Annotated in this window: 20 protein-coding genes; 12 read left to right on the forward strand and 8 right to left on the reverse strand. The window is 73.3% G+C overall.

What is annotated here, in order from left to right:
• Positions 1-61 precede the first annotated feature (61 nt).
• Positions 62-406: a VOC family protein gene (locus GXB85_RS18210; RefSeq protein ID WP_370524147.1), complete on the forward strand. Its 345-nt coding sequence runs from the start codon at positions 62-64 to the stop codon at positions 404-406.
• 26 nt (positions 407-432) lie between these two features.
• Here the strand turns inward: GXB85_RS18210 and GXB85_RS09650 are convergent, their stop codons facing one another.
• Positions 433-1194: a deoxyribonuclease IV gene (locus tag GXB85_RS09650; protein ID WP_202627793.1), complete on the reverse strand. Its 762-nt coding sequence runs from the start codon at positions 1192-1194 to the stop codon at positions 433-435.
• A 126-nt stretch (positions 1195-1320) separates the two neighbouring features.
• Between GXB85_RS09650 and GXB85_RS09655 the strand changes: the two genes are divergently transcribed.
• Entirely contained in the window at positions 1321-2112 is a 792-nt protein-coding gene (locus GXB85_RS09655) for a hypothetical protein (protein ID WP_161917442.1), read from the forward strand.
• Here the strand turns inward: GXB85_RS09655 and GXB85_RS09660 are convergent.
• The 3 genes from GXB85_RS09660 to GXB85_RS09670 are packed head-to-tail and all read right to left on the reverse strand — an operon-like array spanning position 2099 to position 6328.
• Positions 2099-3292, reverse strand: a complete 1194-nt coding sequence (locus GXB85_RS09660) for a GDSL-type esterase/lipase family protein (protein WP_161917443.1) — start codon at positions 3290-3292, stop codon at positions 2099-2101. The two genes, GXB85_RS09655 and GXB85_RS09660, sit on opposite strands and share 14 nt — an antisense overlap.
• A gap of 49 nt (positions 3293-3341) precedes the next feature.
• Positions 3342-5495, reverse strand: a complete 2154-nt coding sequence (locus GXB85_RS09665) for an FAD-binding protein (protein ID WP_161917444.1) — start codon at positions 5493-5495, stop codon at positions 3342-3344.
• 41 nt (positions 5496-5536) lie between these two features.
• Complete coding sequence (locus GXB85_RS09670; RefSeq protein WP_161917445.1) at positions 5537-6328, reverse strand: 3-ketoacyl-ACP reductase; 792 nt, start codon at positions 6326-6328, stop codon at positions 5537-5539.
• A gap of 146 nt (positions 6329-6474) precedes the next feature.
• On the opposite strand from GXB85_RS09670, the gene GXB85_RS09675 reads away from it, so the two are divergent.
• The 8 genes from GXB85_RS09675 (at position 6475) to GXB85_RS09710 (ending at position 17121) form a co-directional block, all read left to right on the forward strand.
• Complete coding sequence (locus GXB85_RS09675) at positions 6475-7422, forward strand: AEC family transporter (RefSeq protein WP_161917446.1); 948 nt, start codon at positions 6475-6477, stop codon at positions 7420-7422.
• Between the two features lie 136 nt (positions 7423-7558).
• The gene (locus GXB85_RS09680) at positions 7559-9547 is read left to right on the forward strand and encodes a DUF1349 domain-containing protein (RefSeq protein WP_161917447.1); all 1989 of its coding nucleotides are present in this window, start codon (positions 7559-7561) and stop codon (positions 9545-9547) included.
• Between the two features lie 160 nt (positions 9548-9707).
• On the forward strand, positions 9708-10796 hold the full coding sequence (locus GXB85_RS09685) for a LacI family DNA-binding transcriptional regulator (RefSeq protein ID WP_161917448.1): 1089 nt from the start codon (positions 9708-9710) through the stop codon (positions 10794-10796).
• 54 nt (positions 10797-10850) lie between these two features.
• Positions 10851-12476 (forward strand): FAD-dependent oxidoreductase, encoded by a 1626-nt coding sequence (locus GXB85_RS09690; RefSeq protein ID WP_370524130.1) that lies wholly within the window; start codon positions 10851-10853, stop codon positions 12474-12476.
• Between the two features lie 102 nt (positions 12477-12578).
• Complete coding sequence (locus GXB85_RS09695) at positions 12579-13889, forward strand: sugar ABC transporter substrate-binding protein (RefSeq protein ID WP_161917449.1); 1311 nt, start codon at positions 12579-12581, stop codon at positions 13887-13889.
• Complete coding sequence (locus GXB85_RS09700; protein ID WP_161917450.1) at positions 13889-14824, forward strand: carbohydrate ABC transporter permease; 936 nt, start codon at positions 13889-13891, stop codon at positions 14822-14824. Before GXB85_RS09695 ends, GXB85_RS09700 begins: the two co-directional genes overlap by 1 nt.
• Positions 14814-15758: a carbohydrate ABC transporter permease gene (locus GXB85_RS09705; RefSeq protein ID WP_161917451.1), complete on the forward strand. Its 945-nt coding sequence runs from the start codon at positions 14814-14816 to the stop codon at positions 15756-15758. Before GXB85_RS09700 ends, GXB85_RS09705 begins: the two co-directional genes overlap by 11 nt.
• Before the next feature lie 118 nt (positions 15759-15876).
• Positions 15877-17121, forward strand: a complete 1245-nt coding sequence (locus tag GXB85_RS09710; protein WP_161917452.1) for an ATP-binding protein — start codon at positions 15877-15879, stop codon at positions 17119-17121.
• Between the two features lie 22 nt (positions 17122-17143).
• Here the strand turns inward: GXB85_RS09710 and GXB85_RS09715 are convergent, their stop codons facing one another.
• The 4 genes from GXB85_RS09715 to GXB85_RS09730 all read right to left on the reverse strand — a co-directional run bounded on the left by GXB85_RS09715 (position 17144) and on the right by GXB85_RS09730 (position 23573).
• Entirely contained in the window at positions 17144-18487 is a 1344-nt protein-coding gene (locus GXB85_RS09715; protein ID WP_161917453.1) for a Gfo/Idh/MocA family protein, read from the reverse strand.
• Between the two features lie 114 nt (positions 18488-18601).
• Positions 18602-20878: a hypothetical protein gene (locus GXB85_RS09720; RefSeq protein ID WP_161917454.1), complete on the reverse strand. Its 2277-nt coding sequence runs from the start codon at positions 20876-20878 to the stop codon at positions 18602-18604.
• Between the two features lie 84 nt (positions 20879-20962).
• Complete coding sequence (locus tag GXB85_RS09725; RefSeq protein ID WP_161917455.1) at positions 20963-22312, reverse strand: ABC transporter substrate-binding protein; 1350 nt, start codon at positions 22310-22312, stop codon at positions 20963-20965.
• A 238-nt stretch (positions 22313-22550) separates the two neighbouring features.
• Positions 22551-23573, reverse strand: coding sequence for a LacI family DNA-binding transcriptional regulator (locus GXB85_RS09730; protein WP_370524131.1), 1023 nt, complete (start codon positions 23571-23573; stop codon positions 22551-22553).
• A 238-nt stretch (positions 23574-23811) separates the two neighbouring features.
• On the opposite strand from GXB85_RS09730, the gene GXB85_RS09735 reads away from it, so the two are divergent.
• Together GXB85_RS09735 and GXB85_RS09740 are read left to right on the forward strand one after the other, a co-directional pair.
• A complete protein-coding gene (locus GXB85_RS09735) occupies positions 23812-25194 on the forward strand; it encodes a glycoside hydrolase family 5 protein (RefSeq protein WP_161917456.1) in 1383 nt (460 codons plus the stop codon).
• 293 nt (positions 25195-25487) lie between these two features.
• Positions 25488-25844, forward strand: a complete 357-nt coding sequence (locus GXB85_RS09740) for a PQ-loop repeat-containing protein (RefSeq protein WP_161917457.1) — start codon at positions 25488-25490, stop codon at positions 25842-25844.
• The last annotated feature ends 58 nt before the right edge of the window (positions 25845-25902 follow it).

The raw sequence follows: 25902 nt of genomic DNA on the forward strand, positions 1-25902 counted from the left end.
AGCCGGCGGCACCCCGAGCGCGTCAGGGCGCACGTCGCCCCGGCCGATCGGCCACCTCGACATCGCCTCGACGGACCCCGGAACCACGTCGAGGTTCTTCCGCGAGCTGCTGGGCTGGGAGATCGCCGAGCGGGCGAACGGCTACACCTCGTTCACGGACGGCAGGCTCACGGGCGGCTTCCCGGACCTCGTGCACGGCTTCGCGCCGGTCCGCAGGGTGCTGGCCGCGGGCGACGTCGTCCCCTACGTCGAGACCGACGACCTCGATGACGCGCTGGTGCGCGCACGCGGGCTCGGCGGCGAGGTGCTGCTCGCCCCCACCGAGGCCGCACCCGGCCACTGGCTCGCCGTCGTCCGCGCTCCGGGGGGCGCGAAGCTCGCCCTCACCCGGATCGAGCGTCCCTGACCTGCCGCCCCGCCGTGCGGGGGAGGTCAACCTGCGAGGGCCGCCCGCAGGAAGGCGATGTCCTCCGACTGACGCTCGGCCGGGGTCTCGACCACCGCGTCGCAGCCCGCCTCGCGGACCACGTGCGCGATGAGCTCGGGCGGGATGGTGCCCGTGGCGAAGCTCGCGTGCCGATCGCGGCTCGACCCTGCCTCGTCGCGCGAGCTGTTGGCGTGCACCAGGTCGATCCGCCCGGTGATCGCGCGAACCCGCTCGACGATCGTCTCGAGGTCCTCCCCCGCGGCCCACGCGTGACACGTGTCGAGGCAGAAGCCGACGTCGTACTCACCGATCACGTCCCACAGCATCGCGATCCCGTCGAGCGTGCGCGCGCACGCGTTCTCGCCGCCCGCGGTGTTCTCGACCAGCACGGGCACCGGGAAGGTCGCGCGCTCGAACGTCTTGCGCCAGTTGTCGAAGCCCACGGCGATGTCGTCGCCGTCGCCCACGTGGCCGCCGTGCACGATCAGCCCCTTGCCGCCCAGCGCCGCCGCAGCGGACGCGTGCTCGGCGATCATCTTGCGGCTCGGGATGCGGATCTTGTTGTTGGTCGAGGCGACGTTCACCAGGTACGGCGCGTGCGCGTACACGCCCAGCCCGGAGCCGACGACGGCGTCCGCGTCCTCGCGAGGGACGGGCTTCTTCCAGCCCTGCGGGTTCGCGAGGAAGATCTGCACCGCCTCGGCGCCCACCGCGGCCGCCGCGGCCACCGGGTCGTCGTCACGGACGTGCGCACCGATCAGCACCATGGGCCCACGGTACCCACGCGCCCGGACACCGCGCGGCGCCGTCGTCCGCCCCTCGGATCACCCCTGGGCGCGCCGCGCCCGCGCCGCTACGTTCGCGGCGGCAGCCACGACCAGCAGGGGGAGCACGTGCGCACCGACATCCGCGGAGCCGTCGAGGGGCTCACCCTCTTCCCGTCGCCCGACGACGTCTTCGTGCCCGACCAGGCGGGTCTCGCCCGCTATCTCGACCCGCTCGTCACGATCGACCTGGCGCTCGTGAACCCCGAGTGGACCGGCCGCGTGCACGTGCTCAGCCCGGTCGAGCCGGTCGACGGCCACGTGGGCGAGGACGCCGACGAGCACTGGACGGACCTCGTGCGCGAGAACTGGCTCGGCTTCGCCGTCGAGGGCGACCGCTACCGCTTCCTCGCCGCACCCGAGTACTTCCGCCACGCTCGCCTCGCCGCCGACCCGCGCGTGCAGGCGTTCCCCGACATGCAGAACCCGCCTCCGCGCGAGGCGGTGCGCGAGTTCCACCAGGCGCGCCGCCTGCACGAGGCCTGGACCGAGCTCGAGGAGCACTACGCGGCCGAGCGCGAGTCGTTCGCGCAGGCGAAGGCCCACCACACCGAGCACGGGACGCTCTGCATGGTGCCGCTGCGCGAGCCGCACACGCACCAGGACCTCCCGGTGATCGAGCAGCTGGGCGGCACCGCGTCGGCGCGCGAGAACTGGGTCGAGGCCGTGGACTTCCCCGTCGAGATCGACGAGGACGCGGGCGACGACGGCGCGGCCTGGCCGATCGGCCCCGACGGCGAGCGCTTCGAGCTCGTGGCCGCGGTCCCCGGCTACCACTACCGGCGCACCGGCGCCGGCTCGATCCTGCTCTTCTTCGAGCCCACCACCAGCACCGTGCTGCTCACGTTCAACTGGTCCTGACGACCAGTCGCGGGAGCGCAGCGGCGAACCGCTCGCCCATGAGTCGCTGCCCACGGGCCTCGGGGTGCAGCAGGTCGGGCATCGGCAGCGCCGTCCAGTCCGCCTCGCCGTAGAGCTCGCGGCCATCGAGGTAGGTCAGGTGGGCGTCGCCCGCGGCGCGGCGCCGCTCGACGACGGCGGCGAGCACCTCGCGCACCACGCCGAGGCTCAGCTTGTCGCGCTCAAGCTCCTCGGGCGTGCCGAGGGTGCGGAACACCGGCTGCGCGGAGTCGGCAGTCTCCGGGTCGATCTCGGTGGGCCCGGGGCGGTCCTCGACCATCGGGCACAGGATCGGCGAGACGAGAACCACGGGCGTGGTCGGGTGGCCCTCGCGGATCGTGTCGAGGAAACCCTCGACGGCGGGCCCGAAGGTGCGCCGCCGCAGGCAGTCGTGGTTGACCACGTTGATGCCGAGCTTGAGGGAGATGAGGTCCGCCGGGAGGTCACGGATGGCCCGGGCCACGAACGGGTCGAGCACCGCGTTGCCCGAGTACCCGAGGTTCACCAGGTCGAGCCCCGCCTGACGCGCCGCGACCACGGGCCACGTGCCGGTGGGCGAGTCGGCGTTGCCGCCGTGGCTGATCGAGCTGCCGTGGTGCACCCAGCGCGCCGCGCCCTGCGTGCCCGACGGCGCGCGCACCATGCCGTCGGCCCGGAGCGCGACCAGGCGCACGATCTCCGCGTACGGGAGCCAGACCTCGACCTCGGCGTCGCGTCCCGGCAGGCCGTCGAGCACCACGGTGCTCACCGGGGCTGAGTCGACGACGGCGCACCGCGTCCGGAAGTCGAGGCGGTAGGCGCCGGCCTCGGGTGCGGTGCCCTGCAGGTGCAGCAGGCCGTCGACGACGACGTCGTACGGCTGGGCGGGCGGCATCGGCCCGTCGAGGCCGGTGGGCGGCCGGTTCGCGGAGACCGTGCGGAGGGTGCGGACGTCGAGCTCGAGCCGGCGCGCATCCGTGCGGAACGCGAGCCGCATTCCGGCGGACTGGAGCGCCGTCATGCGCAGGAAGTCGTCGGGCGCCTGCGCGCGGGCCGCCGCGGGCAGCCGGTGCGGGACGACGCCGTCGTCGGTCACCTCGACCTCGACCGCACCCCGGATCTCGACCGGCCCGCCCACCAGCGGCACCTCGACCATCCCCATGCGTCCTCCTCGTCCGACGACGTCCTGCGCAGCCTGCCGGCCCGAGACGTCAGTGGGTGTTGCCGTGGGCGCGGAACTCGCGCCAGACGTTCTCGAAGAAGTCGTCGTCCTCGGGGATCGGCCGGCGGGGGCGCCAGCGGAACACGGGCCGCCCGGCCGGGTCGTCGGCGTCGCGCGGCTCGACCTCCGCCCAACCGGCCGGCGGCCCGTCGGCCCCCGGTGCCAGCCACGCGGCCTCCTGCACCTCGTCGTCGAGCGCGCCGCGGTCGAGGGTGAACCGGAACAGCTCGGGCAGGTCGAGCTCGCGCTCGGTGTGCTCGCCGTACCCGACCCGCGGCAGCCCGCCGTCGGGGTCGGTGTAGAGCACCGAGCCGCGCGAGCGCCCGCCGTGCGCCACGTAGTCGGCCATCGCCGACAGGTACACGTAGGCCGTCGTGAGGATGTCGCGCACCAGGAAGGTCCGGTTGACCGCGCGCCGCGAGCCGCCGTCGGCCGAGATCGTCGCCTCGTACTCCGCGAGCCACGCGTGCACCTGGACCAGCGCCTCGTGGATCGACGCCGCGGAGCGCACCGGGCCGGCCTTGGCGCTCATCAGCACGCCGACGTCGCGCAGCAGGTCGCCCGTGTTGTCGGGCACGCCCGACGACGCGCGTCCGGTCGCCGCGGCCACGAGGTCGAGCGCACCCGTCAGCACGGGGCCGGCCGCCGCGGTGAACTCCTCGACGGGCACCGGGGCGTGACCCCGCCGGGCCGCGATGAGCTGCGCCGCACGCGTGGCGCCCACCTGCCCGCTGTTGAGCGCCGCCCCGCCCGGCCGGTACACACCGTGCGCGCCACCGGCCTCGCCCACCGGGAAGAAGCCCGCGACGTTCGACTGCCACCACGTGTCGACGAGCAGCCCGCCGTTGTTGTGCTGCGCGCACACGTCGACCTCGAGCATCTCCCGCTCGAGGTCCACGTACGGGTTCTTGTCCAGGTAGAACTGGTACGCGGGCTCGTTCATGCGCCGCAGGCGCTCGATCGGCGTCCCGAAGAGGACGTCCGCGCGCTCGAGGTAGTCGTGCGCCTCGGGGCTCAGCAGGCTCGGGTCGAAACGCTCCTGCACCGGGTTGCGGCGGAAGTCGACGAACACCCGCCGTCCGCGCAGCACCGTCTCGCGGTAGACCAGCAGGTCCACCAGCGACGAGCCGTCGAGCGCCTTCCGGATGTCGAACGGCCACTGGTAGCCCTTGAGGAAGACGAGCGACATGAGGCGGCCAGGGTCCGGGATCGCCTCGGTGAGGAACTCGCGCTCGTCGCCGCCGTCCCCGTCGGTCGACACGAACCGCGGGATCACCTGCATGTACGTGCCCGAGACGTTCCACCGCGGCTTGATCGACGCGAGCCCGAACTGCCACTCGGTGAGGTTCTTGCCGTGCACGCCCGCGCGGTACGCCGCCCCCGAGGCGCCCCACTGGCCGTTCGGGAACACGCGCGTCGCGTAGATGCCCGCGGGCCCGCCGGTCGCGTAGACCAGGTTGGTGCAGCGGAACAGCAGGAACGGCGACTCGACGCCGTCGTGCGGCACGTCGGTGCGCAGCACGAGCAGCCCCGCGACCTCGGTCGCACGTGCCTCGTCCCCTGTCACCGGGGGCACGCCGTCGTCGGCGGGGAGGTCGCGACGAGGACGCGTGATCACGTCGACCACCCGGCACTCGTCGAAGACGCGCGTGCCGTTGCGGCCCACCTTCTTCTCGAGCTGCTCGACCATGGACCGGCTCGTGTAGGGACCGACGGACGTGGCGCGGCGGCGCGGGTCGTGGTCGGTCTTGTAGCCGATGAACTCGCCGTAGCGGTTCTGCGGGAACGGCACGCCCAGGTCGCACAGGTGCAGGAAGGCCCGGGCCGAGAGCGCGGCCTCGGCCAGCGCGTTGTCGCCGTCCATGGCCCCGCCGGCGTAGAGCGTCTGCGCCATCTCGCGCACCGAGTCGCCGTCGCCGCCCGAGAGCGTGAGCTTGTAGTACGTCTGCTTGTCCGAGCCCGCGTTGCGGCTCGCGCCCGCGTGCACCTTGTCGGCGACCATGACGACGTCGTCGTGCCCGAGCTCCCAGAGCCTGTCGGCCGCGCAGAACCCCGCCGAGCCGGTGCCGACGACGACGGTCGTGGCCGTGACGACGGGCACCTCGCGGCCCGCGATCCGCAGCACCTCGGGCTCGTGAGTCATCTGTCTCCTTCGTCCTGCGCTCGCCCCGGCCGGCGGCGGGGTCAGAGGGTGGGGATGTGCATGCCGCCGTCGACGTGGAAGACCTCGCCCGTCGAGTAGGGGGTCGCGCTCGTGGCGAGCATGACGACGGCGGCGCCGACGTCGGCCGGGCGGCCCCAGCGCGCGATCGGCGCGAGCCCGCCCGCGAGCAGGGCGTCGTACTTCTCGGTGACGCCCGCGGTCATGTCCGTCGCGATGACGCCGGGCCGGACCTCGTGGACGACGATGCCCTCGGGCGCGAGGCGCGCGGCCCACAGCTGCGTGGCCATCGCGACGCCGGCCTTGGAGACGCAGTAGTCGCCGCGGTTGGTCGAGACGGTGGTCGCGGAGATCGAGGACACGTTGACCACGGTCGCGACCGGGCCCGACGGCGGCTCGGGCAGGGCCTCGAGCGGGCCGCGCAGGTCGATCACGCGACGCGCGAACTCCTGGGTGAGGAAGTACGGGCCGCGCAGGTTGATGCCGAGCACGCGGTCGAAGCTCTCGGTGGTGGCCTCGAGCAGGTCCGCCCGCACGCTCGGCGCGACGCCCGCGTTGTTGACGAGCAGGTCGAGGCGGCCCCACGCGTCGACCGCGTCGGTCACGTAGCGCTCGTGGTCGGCGGGCTCGGCGACGCTCCCGCGCACGTAGCGGACCCGCGACGGGTCGCCCGCGACCTCGCGCAGCTCCTCGAGCACCTCGACCGGCTCCTCGCGCGTCGCGAGGATCGAGACCGCGAACCCCTCCTCGACCAGCCGCCGGCTGATGCCGAGCCCGATCCCCCGGTTGCCGCCCGTGACGAGCGCGACGCGCATGGCCTGCCTCCTCGGTTGCCTCGGGCGATCCTTCCACGCGCCCGCCGGTCCGGGCAAGCGCTTTCCCGCTCCGCGGCGTGCCCGACGGCGGCTCGCGCGGGCGCCTGGGAGGATCGGCCCGTGCACCCGCGTCCCCGCCGCCGCGCATGACCGCGGTCCTCACGGCCCTCGGCACCCTCGCCGCCGTGGCCGCGCTCGGCTGGGTGCTCGCGCGGCTCCAGGTGCTGGGCCCCGGCTCGGAGTCGGTGCTCGCGCGGATCGTGTTCGTGGTCGCGGCCCCCGCGCTGCTCGCCGTCACCATCGCCGAGGCCGACCTCGGCCTGGTCCTCTCGCGCGGTGCCCTCGTGACCGCGGCGAGCACGGCCGTCGTGGCGCTCACGGCCGCCGTCGTGCTGCGGGGGCTGTGGCGCCGCCCGGCAGCCGAGGCGACCGTCGGCACCCTCGCGGCCTCGTACCTCAACGCGGGCCACCTCGGCATCCCGATCGCCGTCTACCTGCTCGGCTCGGCGGTCGCCGTCGTGCCCGTGCTGCTCTTCCAGCTGCTCGTGCTCGCGCCGGTCGCGTTCACGGTGCTCGACGCGGCCGTGAGCGAACGCACCGACCGCACCACGGGCGAGCGCGTGGTCGCGGTCGCGAGCCGCACGCTGCGCAACCCGATCATCGTCGCGGCGCTCACGGGCCTCGCTCTCGCCGCGCTCCCGTGGGACCTGCCCGTCCCGGTGGCCGACCTGCTGCACCTCGTGGGCGGCACGGCCGCGCCCCTCGCCCTCATCGCGTTCGGCATGTCGCTCGCGCGGGCGCGGACCCGCGGCGAGGACGGCGGCACGCGGTTCACGCGCGAGCTGCTGCTCGCCGTGGTGCTGCGCGCCGTGGTGCATCCCGCGCTCGCGTGGGCCATCGGCACGGCCCTGGGCCTCGAGGGCCGTGCGCTGCTCGCGGTGGTCACGATGGCCGCGCTGCCCACGGCCCAGAACGTGCTCGTCTACGCGCTGCACTACGGCCGCGGCGGGGCGGTCGCGCGCGACGCAGGCCTCGTGACGACGCTCGCAGCCCTGCCGGTGCTGCTCGTGGTGACCGCGCTGCTGGGCCCCTGACGCGGCCCCCGAGCAGGCCGGTAATAATGCGCATCATCCCTTTGACCTGCGCGCTCGCGGCTCAGAAGACTGCCTGAGCCGGCCCGGCCGGCGTCCGGCACGACGACGTGCCGGACGGCTCCCGACGGAGGTCACCGTGATCCCTCGACACCGACGACGACGCACCCTCGGCCTGGGCGCCGCCCTCGCGGCGCTCCTCGCCGTCCCCCTCGCCGTGCCCGCCGCGGCCGCACCACCGACCCCGGCACGAGCCGCCCCGGCGGCGGCCACGGCCGACGAGCCCGAGCTCCCCGAGTTCGCGTTCGCGGGACAGGTCATCGACAAGGACGAGATGATCTACAACCCGACCGACGAGTTCATCTTCCCGAGCATCTTCCACGCGGGCGCGCACCTGAGCGACCCGCTCGGCGAGTGGTACCTCTACTACGCCCCCCACGACTCACCGGGCGGCATCTCGCTCATGTACGCGGACACCCTCGACGGCCCGTGGACCGAGTACGCCGCCAACCCGCTGATCAGCAACGAGTGGCCGCCGCACTACACGCGCGTCTCGCACGTCTCGTCGCCCGACGCGGTGTGGGACGAGGTCACCGGCCAGGTGCTCCTGTACTTCCACGGCGAGAACTCGACCACGCGCTGGGCGAGCTCGGCCGACGGCGTGACCTTCGACGACTCGGGCGTCGCGGTCACCAACGCCGACGGCGGTGCGGGCACCACCGAGACCTCGTACGCGCGCGTCTTCGCGCACCCCGACCCGGACTCGCCGTACCGCTGGGGCATGTTCTACATGCAGAACAGGACGGACGACATCCGCCGCATCAAGGTCGCGGAGTCGGTCGACGGCAAGGCGTGGGACGTGCGACCCGACCCCGTCGTGGTGCCGGACTCGGAGACCGGTCGCAACGTCTCGGGCGGCAACCTGCTGACCTGGGAGGGGCAGAACTTCGTCGTCTACCACGGCTCGTCGGGCGTCTCCTACGCCCGCGAGATCGACCCGACGCTCACCGAGACAGGCCCGCAGCGCGTGCTGCACCGCTCGTCGGGCGTGGGTGACGACGTCGGCCGGGTCGCCGCACCCGAGGTCGTCTCGGACGGCGAGGAGACCTACCTCTTCTACGAGTCGGGCGACCGCCTGGGCGCCACGATCGCCTACGCGACGCGCGTCGAGCCCACCCCGCCCGATCCCGATCCCCTGCGCGAGCAGTGCAGCGGCGCCGGGTCCGACGAGCTCGACGGCGATGCCCTCGACCCCGCGCTGTGGACCGTGGTGAACCCTGCTGGCGCGCGGCACACCGTCGCGGACGGCGCCCTCCGCATCCCGACCTACGGGACCGGCGTGGCCGGGGCGCCCTTCCCCGTGCAGGCCGTGCCCGACGGCGCGTGGGAGGTCACCACCCAGGTCGACCTCGAACCCACCGCCCGCTACCAGCAGGCCGGGCTGATCCTGCACACCTCGGGTGACACCTACGCCAAGGTCGACTACGGGTACGGCTCCAACGGACTGCGCTTCTCGTACATCTGGCGTCAGGCGGGATCCGAGCGCAACGCGTCGATCGACACGCCTCCCGTGCCCGCGGGCACCGGCACCACCGTGTGGCTGCGGCTCACGAGCGACGGCACCGACGTGCGGGCCGCCGCCTCGGTCGACGGGCAGGAGTTCGCGACCATCGGCAGGCCCGTGCCGCTCGCGGAGCTCGCCCCCACCGGGATCGGCGTCTCCGCCCTGCGCGGCGCGACGTCGGCGCCCGAGATCACGGCGACGTTCGACTGGTTCCGCTGGACGCCGTCGGCCGCGGAGGCCGAGGCGTGCGCCGCGCCGGCCGTGCCCGCGTGGGACGCCGGTGCGACCTACACGCAGGGTGACCAGGTGACGCACGGGGCGAGCACCTGGACCGCCTTGTGGTGGACCCGCGGCCAGGAGCCCGGCGCGAGCGCCTACGGCCCGTGGGCCGAGGCCGGCACGACGACGGCGTGCGGCACGGCGTGGACCGCGAGCGCGGTGCACGTCGCGGGCGACGTGGTGGTGCACGACGGCCGTCGTTGGGAGGCGGCGTGGTGGACCCGCGACCAGGAGCCCGGGGCCTCGCCGTGGGGCCCCTGGCAGGACGCGGGCGCCTGCGCCTGACCTGCACCTCGACGCAGCACCAAGGGCCCCCGGCCGTCACCTGACGGCCGGGGGCCCTTGCCGTGGGCGTCGATAATAATGCGCATAATCCCCTTGTTGCGGTGCTCGGCCCCTCGGCAGACTCGCGGTCACGTCGACGACGACGGACGGAGGAGGGACAGTGCCCAGGCGCCGCATCACCCAGGCAGACGTGGCCGCGATGGCCGGCGTCAGCCAGGCCACCGTCTCGTTCGTCCTCAACGACCGCGTGCCTGAGGGCGTGCACATCTCCGCGGACACCCGCCAGCGCGTGCGGGACGCGATCCGCATCACCGGCTACTCGGCCAACCCCGTGGCGCAGCGCCTCGCCGGCGGCCGGAACCAGATCATCGGTGTCTTCACCTACGAGGCGACGTTCCCGGGTGGCGGCCGCGACTTCTACGGCCCGTTCCTGGTGGGCATCGAGCACGCTGCCGAGCAGCTGGGCATCGACATCTTGCTGTTCACGAGCGCGCGTGTGGTCGAGGGCCGCCGGCGGCTCACGCGCGACGGCTGGCAGCGCCTCGGGATCGCCGACGGCTGCCTGCTGCTCGGCCAGCACGAGGACCGCAGCGAGCTCCAGCACCTGCTGGACACCAACTACCCGTTCGCGTTCATCGGCAAGCGCGCGAGCGAGGGCGGGCGGCTGCCCTACGTGGGCGCCGACTACGTCACCGCCACGCGACGCGCGGTCGAGCGGCTCGTCGCCCTGGGCCACCGCCGCATCGGCTACGTGGGTGAGCTCGGCACGGACCAGCCGACGCTCGACCGCCTCGAGGGCTACCGCGCGACCGTGCAGCAGGCCGGTCTCTCGGCGCGCCTGGTGACCGAGGAGGACCCGGCCGCGACGGCGGCCGCCGTCGTCGACCAGGGCCTGACGGCGCTCGTCGTCGCCCCCGAGCGCGACGCCGAGGAGCTCTCGGACGCGCTGCTCGCCCGCGACGTGCGCGTGCCGCGCGACGTGTCCGTGCTGCTGCTCGGGCAGCCGCACCGGCGCCTGCGCCGACCGCAGGAGTGGTCCGGCTTCGCGATCCCGCGCGAGGAGATGGGCGCCCGTGCGCTGCTCATGCTCTCGCGGCTGGTCGCCAACGACGACGTCCCCGAGACCGAGCTCCACCAGCTCCTCGAGTGCCCCGAGGTGGAGGGCGCGACCGCGGCTCCCCCGCCCGGGGCCCCTGCGCCCGGCGGCCAGGGACCCGCCGATCCCACCGAGCTCGCCACCGCTCCCTGACCCGCGTCCCACCCGACGCCCGCCCGCCATCCACCCAGAGACAGGACCCGCACCGTGCCCAGCACCACCGACCTGACCACCGACGTGCTCGTCGTCGGCGCCGGCCTCGGCGGCATCGCCGCGGCGATCGCGGCGGCCGAGCGCGGCGCGCGCGTCGTCCTCACCGAGGAGTTCCCGTGGATCGGCGGCCAGCTGACCTCGCAGGCCGTGCCACCCGACGAGCACCCCTGGATCGAGCGCTTCGGCGCCACGGCCCGCTACCGCGCGCTGCGCGAGGGGATCCGCGACGTCTACCGCCGCCGGTACCCGCTCACGGCCGCCGCCCGGACCCGCCCCGACCTCAACCCGGGCGCCGGCTGGGTGTCCAAGCTCTGCCACGAGCCGCGGGTCGCGCTCGGCGTGCTCGAGGAGATGCTCGCGCCGGCGCGCGCCGCCGGTCGCGTGACGCTCCTCGAGCGCATGCGGCCCGTCGCGGCCGAGACCGATGGCGACGTGGTGCGCGCCGTCGTCCTCGAGCACGTGCTCGATGGCACGCGCACCACCGTGACGGCCCCGTTCGTCATCGACGCGACCGAGACGGGCGAGCTGCTCCCGCTCACCGGCACCGAGTACGTCACGGGCTTCGAGTCCGCCGCCGAGACGGGCGAGCCGAGCGCACCCGACGCAGCGCAGCCCGACAACGTCCAGGCGCTCAGCGTGTGCTTCGTGCTCGAGCACGTGGACGGCGACCACACCATCGACCGGCCCGAGCGCTACGACTTCTGGCGCTCGTTCACACCGGGGCCCTGGAACGGCCGCCCGATGCTGTCGTGGCACGCACCGAACCCGCGGACGCTCGCCATGGACGTGCGCTCGTTCACGCCCAACCCGGGGGACGACGCCCTCGCGGTCGACGCGGACCAGTCGCGCGACCCGGGCGACGGCAACCTGTGGACGTTCCGACGGATCCTCGCGCGCGACCTGCACGCGCCCGGCTGGTTCCCGAGCGACCTGTGCCTGGTGAACTGGCCGAGCATCGACTACTTCCTCGCACCGGTGCTCGACGTGCCGCGTGAGGTCGAGCTTGCCCGGATCGAGGACGCGCGTCAGCTCAGCCTGTCGATGCTGCACTGGATGCAGACCGAGGCGCCCCGGGCCGACGGCGGCACGGGGTTCCCGGGCCTGCGGCTGCGGCCCGACGTCATGGGCACCGACGACGGGCTCGCCCAGGCCGCGTACCACCGCGAGTCGCGTCGCATCCGGGCCCTGACCACGGTCACCGAGAACGACGTGTCGTACGCCGTGCGCGGCGAGCACGGGGCGACGCGCTACGAGGACAGCGTGGGCATCGGCATGTACCGGATCGACCTGCACCCCTCGACCGGCGGCGACACGTACATCGACGTGCCGTCGACCCCGTTCGAGATCCCGCTCGGTGCGCTCGTGCCGCAGCGCACCGTCAACCTGCTCGCGGCCAACAAGAACATCGGCACCACGCACATCACCAACGGCTGCTACCGCCTGCACCCCGTCGAGTGGAACGTGGGCGAGGTCGCGGGCCACCTCGCGGCCTACTGCCTCGAGCGCGGCGCCCTGCCGCGCGACGTCCACGCCAAGCCCGACCTGCTCGGGGACCTGCAGGACGAGCTCGTCGCCACCGGCGTCGAGCTGCACTGGCCCGCCGGGGCCCACCCCTACTGATCCGACCCGGACTCACCCGACCCGCACCGACCCCGACCCGATCCGCACCGACCGTTCGCCCCGCTCAGCACGGCCCGTCCCACTCAGTCCGAAGGAGCACTGATGACCCCCCACCACCACCGCCGCCGCGGGTTCGCCGCGGGCCTCGCGGCCGCGACCGCCCTGGGCCTGACCGCCTGCGCGGCCGACGAGCAGCAGGTCGCCGGCGAGCCCGGAACCCCGGCCGAGCCCGTCACGCTCACCATGACGGTCTGGACGGCCGACGAGTCCCAGCTCGCGCTGTTCGACGAGATCGCCGACGCCTACGTGGCCGAGAACCCGGACCTCGTCTCTGACGTCGAGTTCGAGGCGATCCCCTTCGAGGACTACACGACCTCGCTCACCACGCGGCTCGCGGGCGGCAACCCGCCCGACCTCGCGTGGATCCTCGAGAGCTACGCGCCCGAGTTCGTCCGCAGCGGCGCCCTGGTCGACGTGCGCCCGGCCCTCGAGGCGACCGAGGGGTACGAGGTGGACGACCTGCTCGACAGCTCGCTCGCCCTCTGGGAGGACGGCGACGGCCTGTACGCCTACCCGTTCTCCAACAGCCCGTTCGCGATGTTCGTCAACACCGACCAGATCGCGGCGGCCGGGCAGCCCTCACCCGCCGATCTCGTCGCCTCGGGCGACTGGACCTACGACGCGGCACGCGACATCGCGGCCGCCACCGCGGCGTCGTCGGGCAAGCAGGGCCTGGTGGTGCGCGACTTCGAGTACAAGGTCTGGGAGAACCTCTCGACCGTCTGGGAGGGCTGGGGCGCCGCGCCGTGGAGCGAGGACGGCACCCAGTGCACCTTCACCGACCCGGCGATGGTCGACGCGATGACGTGGATCCACGACGCGACGTTCGACGACGGCGCGCTGCCGGGCCCGGGCACCACCGCCGACTTCTTCGCCGGTGACGCGGCCATGACGATCACGCAGATCTCGCGGGCCTCCGCACTCGACGAGAGCTTCGCGTGGGACGTGGTCCCGCTCCCCGCGGGTCCCGAGGGCCGGCAGAACGTGATCGGCCAGGCGGGCATCGGGGTCTTCGCGCAGGGTGAGCACCCCGACGTCGCCGCAGACTTCCTCGCGTTCTTCACCAACCCCGAGAACGCCGAGAAGCTCGCGACCTACTTCCCGCCGCCGCGCGAGCAGCTGCTCACCGCCGAGGTGCTGGGTGCAGCCAACCCGCTGCTGAGCGAGGAGCAGCTGCAGGCCGTGGTGGTCGAGGGCATCCAGGACGCCGTGACCAAGCCTGCGCACCCGAGCTTCGCACGCCTGCAGGAGGCCGTGCGCGCCGAGCTCGACGCGCTGTGGACCGCGGATGCCGACGTCGAGGCCGTGCTCGCCGACGTGTGCGCCGCGATCGAGCCGGTGCTCGCGGACTGATGTCGACCCCGCTCGCCACCACCGCGGAGCCGCTGCGGCGCACCACGCGCCGCCGCGGCTCCGTGGACCGGCGCGACCGCTGGGTGGGCGTGGCCATGGTCACGCCCCAGGTGCTGGGTGCGCTGGCCTTCGTCATCGCCCCGCTCGTCACGGTCGTCCGGTACTCGCTGCACGAGTGGAACGTGCTCTCGGGCAGCTTCGTGTTCGCCGGGGCGGACAACTACGACCGCATGCTGGCCGACCCGGGGCTGAGGGAGTCGCTGCTCGCGAGCCTGTACTTCTCGCTCGGGCTCGTGGTGCTCAACGTCTCGCTCGCGCTGCTGCTCGCGGTGCTGCTCAACCAGAAGCTGCCGGGCACGACGACGTTCCGCACGTTCTTCTTCTCGCCGGTCGTGGTCTCGCTGGTCGCGTGGACGATCGTCTGGAGCTTCCTGCTCCAGGACGACGGCGGCATCAACGGGTTCCTCGCGGGGCTCGGCGTCGACGGCCCCAACTGGCTGCGCGGCGAGGGCACCGCGATGCTCGCCGTGATCGTGGTCCAGGTGTTCAAGAACGTGGGTCTGAACATGATCCTGTTCCTCGCGGCGCTGCAGAGCGTGCCCGAGGAGGTCCAGGAGGCTGCCCGGATCGACGGCGCCGGGGCGTGGCGCAGGTTCCGCGCGATCACGCTGCCGCTGATCAGCCCCACGATCCTGCTGGTCTCGATCCTCACGATCGTGGGCTCGCTCGAGGTGTTCGCCCAGATCGCGGTGCTCACCGGCGGCGGGCCCGGGAACTCGACCACGGTGCTCGTCTACTACCTGTACCAGCAGGCGTTCCGGTTCAACGACTTCGGCTACGCGAGCGCGATCTCGGTGCTGCTGTTCGTGATCGTGCTGGTGCTCACCCTGATCCAGTGGCAGACGCGGAAGAGGTGGGTCTTCGATGAGGTCTGACGTGCACCCTGCCCCCGTCGTCGCACCGACGCCCGAGTCCCCGGCCGACGACGACGTACGCCCCGTGCGGCCCGCACGCACCCGGCCGGGCACCACACGCCGTCGTCGGCGGCTGGTGCGCGGCCTGCTGGTCGCGCTGCTCGCGGTGCTCGCGGTCCCGTTCGTCTTCCCCACCTGGTGGATGGCGAGCTCGAGCCTCAAGCCGATGAGCGAGATCCTGCGGATCCCGCCCACGGTGCTGCCCGAGGCCGTCTCGTGGCAGGCGTACGCCGACGTGTTCCGGCTCCAGCCGTTCGCGCAGCAGTACTGGAACAGCCTCTACATCGCCGTGCTCGTGACCCTCGGCACGATCCTGGTGGCGTCCATGGCGGGCTACGCGTTCGCGCGGGTCCGGTTCCCCGGGGCCAACGCGCTGTTCGTGCTCGTGCTCGTGGGGCTGCTGGTTCCGGCCGAGGTGACGATCGTGCCGCTGTTCCGCATGGTCAACCAGCTCGGGCTGATCGACACGCACTGGCCGCTGGTCGTGGTGCCGATCTTCGGGGCGCCCAGCGTGCTCGCGACGTTCATCATGCGGCAGTTCTTCCTCGGCCTGCCGCGCGAGCTCGAGGAGGCCGGACGCATGGACGGGCTGGGCCGCTGGGGCATCTTCTGGCGCATCGCGTTCCCGCTCGCGCGCCCGGCCGTGGCCGCCGTCGCGATCTTCACGTTCCTCAAGTCGTGGAACCTGTACCTCGAGCCCATCGTGTACCTGTCGAGCCGCGAGAACTTCACGCTGCCGCAGGCGCTGACCCAGTACGTCGACGCGTACGGCGGGCCCATGTGGAACGTCCAGCTCGCCGCGACCACGCTCACCGTGCTTCCGGTGCTGGCCGTGTTCCTCGTGGCTCAGCGCCAGTTCGTCCAGGGCCTCGCGCACTCGGGCCTCAAGGGCTGACCCGCCGAGGGGCCCGGGTCGCGGAGAGGCCGAGCAGCGGCACTCCACCCGCGGCGCGCGCCGTGGCGAATATTATTGGTAGTCAAGTGCCACTAATATCGGCCACGGAGGCCACGCGATGCCTGAGTACCGCCCCCGTCTCGTCGACGCCCAGCTCGCGCGCGGGCTCCGCTCCGCGGGCGCCGTCCTCCTCGAGGGCCCGAAGGCGTGCGGGAAGACGTCCACCGCCCGCCAGCAGGCCGTGTCCTCCGTGCGGCTGGACGCGTCCCCGCAGGTACGAGCCGTGGGCGAGGCGGATCCGAACCTCCTGCTCGACGGCGAGACCCCCCGCCTGATCGATGAGTGGCAGCTCGTCCCAGGCGTCTGGAACGCCGTGCGGTACCAGGTCGACGAGCGCCAGCAGGACGGCCAGTTCATCCTGACGGGCTCGGCGACCCCTGCGGACGACGTCACCCGCCACACGGGTGCCGGGCGGATCGCACGGGTGCAGATGTCCCCGATGACCTTGCACGAGGCGGGGCACGGCACCGGCGCCGTGTCCCTCGCAGGCTTGTTCGACGGCGCCAAGCCCTCCTCGTTCGCATCCGAGGCGGACCTGATGACGATCGCCGAGCTCCTGTGCCGTGGTGGGTGGCCGGGGAACCTGCACCGTGAGCTCGGGGACGCGATGAACGCGAACCGTGACTACCTCACGACCATCGCCGCCGCGGACATCATCACGGTCGACGGAGTGCGCCGTGACCCTCGCAAGGTCACCGCGCTCCTGTACGCCCTCGCGCGCTCGAACGGCACCTACGTGACCGACAAGACCCTGCAGGCGGACGTCAACGGTCGTGGAGAGACGCTCGCACCGAAGACCCTCGCGTCGTACCTGGGCGCGCTGTGCCGGTTGTGGATCGCCGTCGAGCAGCCGGCGTGGGGTCAGCACATGCGGTCCGCCGCGCAGGTCCGCAAGGCCCCGAAGCGCCACCTGGTCGACCCGTCCCTCGCGGTCGCTGCCGTGGGAGCTTCGCCCAAGGCGCTGCTCGCAGACCCGGAGGCGTTCGGGCAGCACTTCGAGAGCCTGGCGTTCCGCGACCTGTCGGTGTACGCCCGAGCGTTCGGCGGGTCGGTTCACGCCTACCAGGACGCATCCGGCGCGGAGATCGACGCGGTCGTGGTCCGCGACGACCAGTGGATCGGCATCGAGGTCAAGCTCGGGGCGCGCCCCGAGATCGTCGACGGTGCCGCAGAAGGCCTGCTCCGGATCGCCACGCACATGCGCACACGCCCGGCCGCTCTCGCCGTGGTCACAGCAACGGGCGCGTCCTACCAGCGACCTGACGGCGTGAACGTCATCTCGATCCTCGACCTCGCGCCCTGACGCGGCGTGAGGTGGCGGGCCGTCAGAGGGGGAGGTCGAGCGAGGCGACGTCGACGCGCTCGCGGGCGCGCATGGACTCGTTGAGGGCGAGACCCACGGCCACCGAGGCCAGCCCGTCGCGGTAGCCGGCGCGCTTGCCGAGCGGGTCGGGGGCTGTGCCGCGGAACACGTCGTGCAGCAGCAGCGCGTCACCGCCGCCGTGACCCCCGTCGGAGTTCACGATCGACACCAGCTCGGCCTTCTCCCAGTGCCGCTGCACCGTGAGCCGCTCGCCGCGCCGGCGCACGTCGTCGTCCGCGGTGTCGTCGACCACCGAGCTCGCGTCGAGCACCAGGCGACCGTCCGGCCCCGGGAGCACCGCGGCGCGCTCGACGACCTCGAGCTCGGCGCGGCCCTCGGTGCCGTTGACGCTCACCCGGTAGCCCTCCCACGGGCTGTGCGCGTTGAGCGAGTACGTCATCACGGCCCCGCGCTCGTAGCCGACCATCGCCGCGAGGGTGTCCTCGATCGTGATGCCGGGCGCGAAGACGTCGCGGTCGCGCAGGTAGCCGTCGTGCTGCTCGGCGTCCCAGTACAGGCCCTTGAGCTTGGGGTCGGTGCGCAGGTCGAGCGCGAACGGGTCCGTCGACGGCGGGTCCACGGTGCCGCGCCCCGGGCGCTCGCCCAGGCCGCGCGCCCGCGCGTTCGCGTCGCCGTAGAAGTTCAGGCCACCCGTCGCGAACACCCACGACGGCGTGTCCGCGAGCCACCAGTTCATGAGGTCGAAGTGGTGGGTCGCCTTGTGCACCGCGAGCCCTGCCGAGTGCTCCTTCTCGCGGTGCCAGCGGCGGAAGTAGTCGGCGCCGTGCATCGTGTCGAGCACCCACTCGAAGTGGACGGCCGTGACCTCGCCGATCCGGCCCGAGGCGATGACCTCCTTGAGGGCGCTGTTGCGCGGCGAGTAGCGGTAGTTGAACGTCAGCACCACCGAGCGCCCGGTCTCCTGGGCCGCCCGGGTGATCGTGCGGCAGCCCTCGGCGTCCGTGGTGAGCGGCTTCTCGAGCACGACGTCGACCCCGGCGTGCAGCGCGCGCGACGTCATCTCGGCATGGGTCCAGTCGGGGCTCGTGACGACGACGGCGTCGAGCTGCTGCTCGTCGACCATGCGCTCGAGCTGGTCCGGGGTGTACCGCGCGGGCGGGGTGCCGCCGTGCCCGCGCACGAGCGCGTCGTAGTGGTCGGCGCGCGCCGGGTTGGGCTCGCACCACGCGGCGAGCTCACCCACCTCGGCGTGGTCGGTCAGCAGCGCCTCGACGTACATCTGCGACCGTGCTCCGGTGCCGACGACCCCGTAGCGCCGTCGTCGGTCGGTGGCCTGCTCAGTCATGGTGCTCCTCGTGGTGTGGTGCGCGCGCCGGGCGGCGCGTCGGACGTGCGGTTCGACGTGGTGCGGACGGTGGGGCGGGACGGCGACGGTCGCGTCGCGGGCGGTGCAGCGCGGTCACGGCGCCCGGACGAACCCCTCGTGCCTGGCCACCCAGGTGCCGTCGTCGGGAAGGCCTGGCGGGGCGCCGTCGGTCGCGGGCGTGCCGTCCCATCCGCCCACCATGAGCGCGAGGGCCGCGAGCAGCCCGCCGTTGCCGGGCAGGTAGACGGGGAGCTCATCGGTCTGGTGGTTGTGGCCGTTGGGCAGGTGCGTGTTCTTGGCGACGGGCAGCAGCAGCGCGTCGACGGCGGTGGCCGGCTCGCCCAGCCGGGCCGCGGTCATCGCGAGGGCCGGGTAGTCCCAGCCCCACGTGCTCGGCCAGTCCCAGTCGGCGAGCACGTCGTGCAGCGTCGCGCGCACCACCTCGCGGTCGAGCAGCCCCGTCTCGGGGATCACGCCGAGGCCGTAGACCATCGACGGGTGGTCGTGCCGCAGGGTCCACGGCTCGACGCCGACCGCGGCGTAGCGCCCGTCGCGCACGGTCGGCGGGACGAGACCGGCGCGCACCTCGTCCCAGCGCGGCTCACGCGGCAGGCCCGCCCGCTCGCGCCACTGCTGCGCGACGTCGAGGGCCCACGCCCAGGCCGCGAGCTCGAACGGTGGGTCCACCACGCGGTCGCGGATCTCGACGTAGGACTCCTGCGCCGGGATCAGCGGCGGACCGAGCCCGTAGCGCCCGTCGGCCCGCGGCTCGACCACGTCGGCCATGAACCGCGCCGTCTGCTCGACCAGCGGGGCGTGGTGCGCGACGTCGAGGCCCGCGCGCCGGAGCAGCTCGGCGAGGTGGATCACGTGCGGCTGCTGCCACAGCAGGAACGGGCCGATGTCGCTCGGGCTCTCGCGCCCGTCGGGCCCCACCTGCTTGGGCCAGCGCGCGCCGTCGTAGCCCTGCAGCCGCGCCGTCTGCTGCGCGAGCGGGAGCACGCGGTGGTACCAGCCCATGCTGCGCTCGAGCAGCTCCGGCCGCCCCCACAGCGCGAAGTGCGCGGCGTGCCACCAGTGCATCTCGAGGTGGAACCGGCCGCGCCAGCTGTTGCACGTGAGCCCGGTCTCCTGCGGCGGCAGCGAGCCCGCGCACTGGATCGCGGTGAGGTACTGCGACAGCACGGCCCGGCGCTCGAGCTCGGGCGCGCGCGGGTCGCTCGAGCCCGAGAGGTCGAGCGCGGCGCCGCTGCGCCAGAACGCGGGCCAGTGCGCGCGGCTCGCCGCGAGCACGTCGTCGACCGACGGCGGCGCGAGCGGGTCGGTGCGCACGTCGCGGGGGGCGACGTCGCCGTCGGGCCCGGGCGAGAACGCGAGCACCAGGTCCAGGCGCGTCCCGGTCGGCACGACGGCGACCTCGTGGGCACCCGTGCGCTCGACACGCGCGTCGGTGCGCAGGCCGACCACGTAGGTGGGTGTGGGCGCACCGTCGAGCACGCGGTGCACGACGGCGCCGTCGGGCACCGCCTCGAGGCGGGTCTCGTGCCGCTCGGGGGACGACCAGTCGGCCGCGTTGCCCCAGGCCTGCGACCCGTAGGGGAAGGCGAGACGCACGACGACGTCGTCCTGGGCACGCGGTGCGCCGTCGCGGGCACCGAGCCCCGCCTCGGAGTCACCGTCCGCCGAGGCACCGACGGCGGGCGTCGGGGCCGTCGCGGTGGCGGTGGCGAGCGGGAGGCCGTCGCGCGCCTCGATGCGCACCGCGATCGCGTCGAGCTGCGGGTGGCACGCCGTCGTGACCGCAAGGGCGCGACCCGCGAGCTCGAAGCGGCTCTCGACGATGCCCGTCCAGGGGTCGAGCACCTGGTCCACCGCCCGCAGCTCGGACGGCGAGGGTGCCCGCAGGGGCCCGGAGCCGCCACGTGCACCCCCGCCGTCGGGGCCCTCACCGCGACCGGCCGCGGCCCGGGTCACCAGCCCGGCCCGCACCAGGTCGAGCCGGTGAGGGTTCGCACGCAGCCAGCGGTGCGCCTCGTCGAGTGCGGAGTCGTCCGACCCGTCCTGGCGCGCGGCGTCGACGTAGCGCACCTCACCCCGCGACGTGCGGTACGGGCGCCGGCAGGCGTCCAGGTCCGCACCCTCGGGGCGCGGCACGGTGTGCCAACCCCACTGCGACTGCGTGCTGAGCGACGTCCCGGCCGCACCACCGGCCGGATCCGCCACCCGGTACTGCTCCGGGAAGGTCTGCAGGCCCGTCGCGTCGACGGTCGCGCAGAGCTCCCCGTTGCCGACCGAGAGGAACGCCGTGGGGTCGAGCGAGCTCACCGCGACGCGGTGCCGCCGGACCACGGCCTCACGGTCCACCTGCATCCTGCCCCACCTCCCCACGGATGTCCGTCGCACTCCTGTGCGACGGCCCGCGCGGCGCCGTCGGGCACCACGCGGGCCGGCGCGTCAGGAGATCGCCGTCGTGACCTCGACGACCAGCTGCTCGGCCGCGTCCTCGGGTGTGAGCTGGCCGAACAGCACGGACTCGTTGAGCCGCTTGAGGATGTCCGGCGTCTCCGTGGAGCCCGTGGGGCCCACCACGAAGTCGCCGTCGACGAGCGGGCCGATCCGGTCGATGAACGCGTACTCGGCCTCGCGCACGGGGTCCAGGCCCTTGCCGATGAGGTACTCACGGATGTCGGAGTTCGCGGGGATGCCGCGGTCGGCACCGATGTGGTCGGCCGCGGCCTCGGCCGAGACGAGGAAGTCGACGAGCTTCGCCGCGGCCTCCGGGTGCTCGGTGTCCGCGCTGATCGTGTACAGCTGCGAGGCCTGGAGCCACATGGCCGGGCCCTCGTGGTTGGTCTCCCCCGGCGGGCGCAGCATGCCGAGCTCGACGCCCGCGGGCTCGCTAAAGGCGGTGAGCATGTTGGACCAGCCGAAGTGCATCGCGGCCTTGCCCTGGCCCAGCAGCAACTGCTCGGGCGCGCCCTGCGCGGTCAGCTCGACCGTGAGGCTCGCGGGCGGCGTCGCCCCGCTCTCCATGAGCCCCGTCGTCATCTCCCACCAGTCGGTCGCGACCTCGGCGTCGAGGTTGAGCTCGCCGTCCGCCGTGTAGAGGCCCTGGCCGGTCATCTGGTTCGTGTAGAGGTCGAGCGTCTCGGCGACCGTCGGGTCGTTGAGCGCGTAGCTGCCCTCGGGGAGGTTCGCGCTGAGCTCGTTCGCCACCTCGACGAAGTCGGGCCAGTCCCAGCTGTCGTCGTCGGGCACCTCGACGCCGGCCTGCTCGAACAGCTCGGGGTTGTAGATGAGGCCGTAGGTGTTGACGCCGGTCGGCACGCCGTACTGCGTGTCGTCGAAGTAACCGTTGGAGAGCGCGCCCTCGTCGAGCTTCGACAGGTCGAGGTGCTCGGAGACCGTGCTCAGGTCGAGCAGCGCGCCGCGCGCCCCGTACTCGCGCGGGTAGGCGCCGCCCATGGTGATGACGTCGGGCTCGTCGCCGGCCGCGACCGAGGTCGAGATGCGGTCGAAGTACGCCTCGAAGTCCGCGAACTCGGTCTCGACCGTGATGTTCGGGTTCTCGGCCATGAAGGCGTCGACGGCGGCGTTCGTGATGGCGGCGCGGTCCTCGTTGCCCCACCAGGCGAACCGGATGGTGACCTCCTCGTCGCCTCCGCCGTCGCCCGCGGGCTCGTCGGCCTCGGCGTCGCCGCCGCCGCACGCCGCGGTCAGCAGCAGGGCCGCCGCCAGAGCTCCGGCGCCCAGGGTGCTGCGGGTGCGTCGGCCGCGGGTGGCCGTCCCTCGTTCGGATCGCATGTGCTGTCCTCCCTGCCGCGTCGTTGCGGCTGTCGCCCATCCCACCTGATGAATCGATTCACCCGCTCGACCGACGCGGGCTGGGGCCGTCGTCGACAAGGGGGGTCTTCGTGCTTTACACCGGTGTAAGTGGAGCATACGGACGGGGGTGTGGTCAATGCCCCAGGACCAGGGAAGGCGCGCTCCGGCCACCTGCGCGCCGACTCCCCGATCGGGCCGGCCAGCGGACGGAGTTGCCTCAGCCGGGGCGAGTCGAGGACGCGCGGACGCGGAGCACGCAGTCGGCGACCACCTCGGGTGCCGGCTGGTCGGCGGGAACAGGGCCGTTGCGCAGCCGGTCGACCAGCAGGTCGACCGCCGTCCGCGCGATGAGCTCACGGTCCGGGTCCACGGTCGTGAGGCTCGGCCGCGTGAAGCGCCCCTCCTCGATGTCGTCGAAACCCGTGACCGCGACGTCGTCCGGCACGCGCAGGCCGCGGTCGTGCAGCACGCTCATCGCGCCGAGCGCGAGCACGTCGTTGAGCGCGACCACGCCGTCCACCTCGAGCCCGCGGTCGAGCACCGCACGCATGGCCTCCGCGCCCGTCGCGCGCGTCCACGCGAGCGCCTCGCCCGTACGGTGCGGGTCGTGCTCGAGGCCCGCACCCTCGAGGGCCTCGAGGAACCCGCGCGTGCGCAGCGCCCCCGCACCCACGCCCTCGCGGTCGAAGGTGCCGATGAGCGCGAGCCTGCGCCGGCCCAGACCGAGCAGGTGCTCTGTCGCGGCGCGCGCCCCGTCGACGTTGGCCATCGCGACGTGCGGCACGCGCCCGTGCAGCGCGCGCTCACCGAGCAGCACCATCGGGAAGTCGACCTCGAGCACAGGGGCGTCACCCGCGCGCAGGCCGAGCGGCGAGAGGATCAGCCCGTCGGTCATGCGTCGGCGCGCGCTCGTGAGGACCTCGAGCTCGCGATCGCGGCTGCCGCCGGTCTGCTCGATCAGCACGGTGTAGCCCTGCGCACCCGCGGCGTCGATCACGGCGTCGGAGAGCTCGGCGAAGTACGGCAGGCGCAGCTCGGGCACCGCGAGCGTGATCATCCCGGTGCGCCCCAGGCTCAGGCTGCGGGCGGTGAAGTTCATCTGGTACCCGAGCTCGTCGATCGCCGCCCGCACACGCTCGCGCGTCGTGGGGCTGACGTGCGCGAAGTCGTTGACGACATTGGAGACGGTCTTGACCGAGACCCCCGCGACCCGGGCGACGTCGCGCATCGTGACGGGCACGCGAGCCTCCTCGTCCGGACGGCCCGGGCCCGCCCGGCGCGGGACCGCTCAGGCTCCGGTGCCGGTCACTATCCCACCGCCGTGGGCCCGACGGCGCGTGCGGCACGCGGCCTGGACACGCCTCACCCGCCCTGCCTAGGCTCTCTGGTAACCGGTTACCACTCGCACTCGCATGGCCGACGCGGGAAGCACCGGCCACACTCGACGGCGCAGCGCTGCGCCGAGCCCAGGAGGACCGATGGACTGGATCCGCGTCGACGGCGACCGGCTCGTGGACGAGGCAGGCCGCACCGTGCTGCTGCGCGGCGTCGGCCTCGGCGGCTGGATGACGATGGAGAACTTCATCACCGGCCACCCCGCGACCGAGTCGCAGATGCGGCGCGCGACCCGCCGCGTGCTGGGCGACGAGGCCTACGAGGCGTTCTTCGAGACCTTCCTGACCGAGTTCTTCGCGGACGCCGACGCCGCCCATCTCGCGTCGCTCGGCGTCAACGCCGTCCGCGTGCCGTTCAGCTACTTCCACCTCGAGGACGACGACGCCCCGTTCGTGATCAAGGAGGAGGGGTTCCGGCACCTCGACCGCGTGGTGCGCACGCTCGCCGCGCACGGGATCTACGCGATCCTCGACCTGCACGCGGCACCCGGCTGGCAGAACCAGCACTGGCACAGCGACAACCCGAACGGCTGGGCGTCGTTCTGGCGCCACCCGCACTTCCAGGACCGCGTGGTCCACCTGTGGGAGGCGATCGCCGACAGGTACCGCGACGAGCCCGCCGTGGCCGGCTACAACCCCCTCAACGAGCCCTCCGACCACACGGGCGAGGTGATCGGCCCGTTCTACACCCGCCTCGAGGCCGCGATCCGGCGCATCGACCCACGCCACGTGCTGTTCCTCGACGGGAACCGGTACTCGACCGACTTCTCGATGTTCGACCGGCCGTTCGACAACGCCGTCTGGACAGCGCACGACTACGCGTTGCCGGGCATCGCGAACCCGAGCCGCTACCCGGGCGAGACGCGTGGCAAGCACTTCGACGCCGCCGTCGTCGAGCAGACCTACCTGGCCCGCACCGAGGTGATGCGACGCACGGGGACACCGGTGTGGGTGGGCGAGTTCGGGCCGACGTACGTGGGCGACGCCGAGCGCGTCGAGGGCGCGTACCGGCTTCTCGACGACCAGCTCGACGTCTACCGGCGGCACGGCGCGAGCTGGAGCCTGTGGACCTACAAGGACATCGGGGCGCAGGGACTCGTCACCGTCGACCCCGCGAGCCCCTACCTCGAGCGCATCCGGCCGGCGCTCGAGAAGAAGGAGCGCCTGGGCGCCGACTCGTGGGGCGGCTCGGAGGCTCACACGCGCCACGTGCTCGAGCCGGTCGAGCAGCTGCTCGCGACCGAGTTCCCGGACTTCGACCCCTACCCGTGGGGCGCCAAGCCGTGGCTCAACGTGCTGGTGCGGCACATCCTGCTCGCGGAGCCGCTCGTCGACGAGTTCGCCGCCACCTTCCGCGGCCTCGACGCCGACGGCGCGGCCGAGCTCGCGCGCTCGTTCGCCTTCGACAGGTGCGTCGAGCGGACCCGGCTCTCGGCGCTGCTGCGCCGCCACCTGGCCCACGACTGACCGAGCCTTGACACGCCGTTGACGGGACGAAGCCCCAGGTCAAGACCGTATTTCGCGGCCAGCCCCTGCGTGACGCACGTCACCCGGGCGGCTGATCAACCTGGGGCCACGCGTGGCCGAAGATGTGGGTGCCGCGGTCGCCGACGACGCGACGCGGCACCCCCGCCGTTCCCCCTCGCTGTGCCCTGCCTTCCCGCAGTACCCACCCGCAGTACCACCCCCACCGTTCCACCTGCACCCGGCGATCCCGGGTCCGTCCGGGGCGCCCGCGCGCCCCACCGCCCGGAGCACCCATGCACGCGCTCACCGAGATCCTCGGCCTGCTCGCCTCCCTCACCTCGTTCATCCTCTGGGTGCCCCAGGGCCTGCGCGTCTGGCGCGCGCGGCGCGCCCCGGCGTCGCTCACGGGGCTGGCGGTGAGCACCCAGGTGATCTCGCTGATCGGCAACGTGCTGTGGGCCGCCTACGGCGTGCTCATCGGCTCGTTCTGGGTGGGTGCGCCCGTCGTGGTCAACGTCCCGATCCTGCTCATGACGATCGTCGTGCTGAGGCGCGCGCGCCGCGCCGCCGCGCTCCCGACGACGAGCGAGCCCGGTCCCCTCGACGGCGCCACGACCCCCGAGGTCCCCGAGGTCGCCCTCGCCGCCTGACCCCGGCGAGCCGTTCGCTCTCCCCCACCCCACCCCCGCGAGTTCGCACTGCCGCACC

The sequence above is a fragment of the Cellulomonas sp. APG4 genome, assembly GCF_009996735.1.
Lineage (GTDB): Bacteria > Actinomycetota > Actinomycetes > Actinomycetales > Cellulomonadaceae > Actinotalea.

Bases quoted from the DNA above. Each gene is read 5' to 3' on its own strand.
- GXB85_RS09650 (WP_202627793.1), bottom strand. From the start codon at position 1,194: ATGGTGCTGATCGGTGCGCACGTCCGTGACGACGACCCGGTGGCCGCG.
- GXB85_RS09715 (WP_161917453.1), bottom strand. From the start codon at position 18,487: ATGACTGAGCAGGCCACCGACCGACGACGGCGCTACGGGGTCGTCGGC.
- GXB85_RS09725 (WP_161917455.1), bottom strand. From the start codon at position 22,312: ATGCGATCCGAACGAGGGACGGCCACCCGCGGCCGACGCACCCGCAGC.
- GXB85_RS09665 (WP_161917444.1), bottom strand. From the start codon at position 5,495: ATGACTCACGAGCCCGAGGTGCTGCGGATCGCGGGCCGCGAGGTGCCC.
- GXB85_RS09660 (WP_161917443.1), bottom strand. From the start codon at position 3,292: ATGGGGATGGTCGAGGTGCCGCTGGTGGGCGGGCCGGTCGAGATCCGG.
- GXB85_RS09735 (WP_161917456.1), top strand. From the start codon at position 23,812: ATGGACTGGATCCGCGTCGACGGCGACCGGCTCGTGGACGAGGCAGGC.
- GXB85_RS09720 (WP_161917454.1), bottom strand. From the start codon at position 20,878: ATGCAGGTGGACCGTGAGGCCGTGGTCCGGCGGCACCGCGTCGCGGTG.
- GXB85_RS09740 (WP_161917457.1), top strand. From the start codon at position 25,488: ATGCACGCGCTCACCGAGATCCTCGGCCTGCTCGCCTCCCTCACCTCG.
- GXB85_RS09675 (WP_161917446.1), top strand. From the start codon at position 6,475: ATGACCGCGGTCCTCACGGCCCTCGGCACCCTCGCCGCCGTGGCCGCG.
- GXB85_RS09670 (WP_161917445.1), bottom strand. From the start codon at position 6,328: ATGCGCGTCGCGCTCGTCACGGGCGGCAACCGGGGGATCGGGCTCGGC.
- GXB85_RS09700 (WP_161917450.1), top strand. From the start codon at position 13,889: ATGTCGACCCCGCTCGCCACCACCGCGGAGCCGCTGCGGCGCACCACG.
- GXB85_RS09710 (WP_161917452.1), top strand. From the start codon at position 15,877: ATGCCTGAGTACCGCCCCCGTCTCGTCGACGCCCAGCTCGCGCGCGGG.
- GXB85_RS09705 (WP_161917451.1), top strand. From the start codon at position 14,814: ATGAGGTCTGACGTGCACCCTGCCCCCGTCGTCGCACCGACGCCCGAG.
- GXB85_RS09695 (WP_161917449.1), top strand. From the start codon at position 12,579: ATGACCCCCCACCACCACCGCCGCCGCGGGTTCGCCGCGGGCCTCGCG.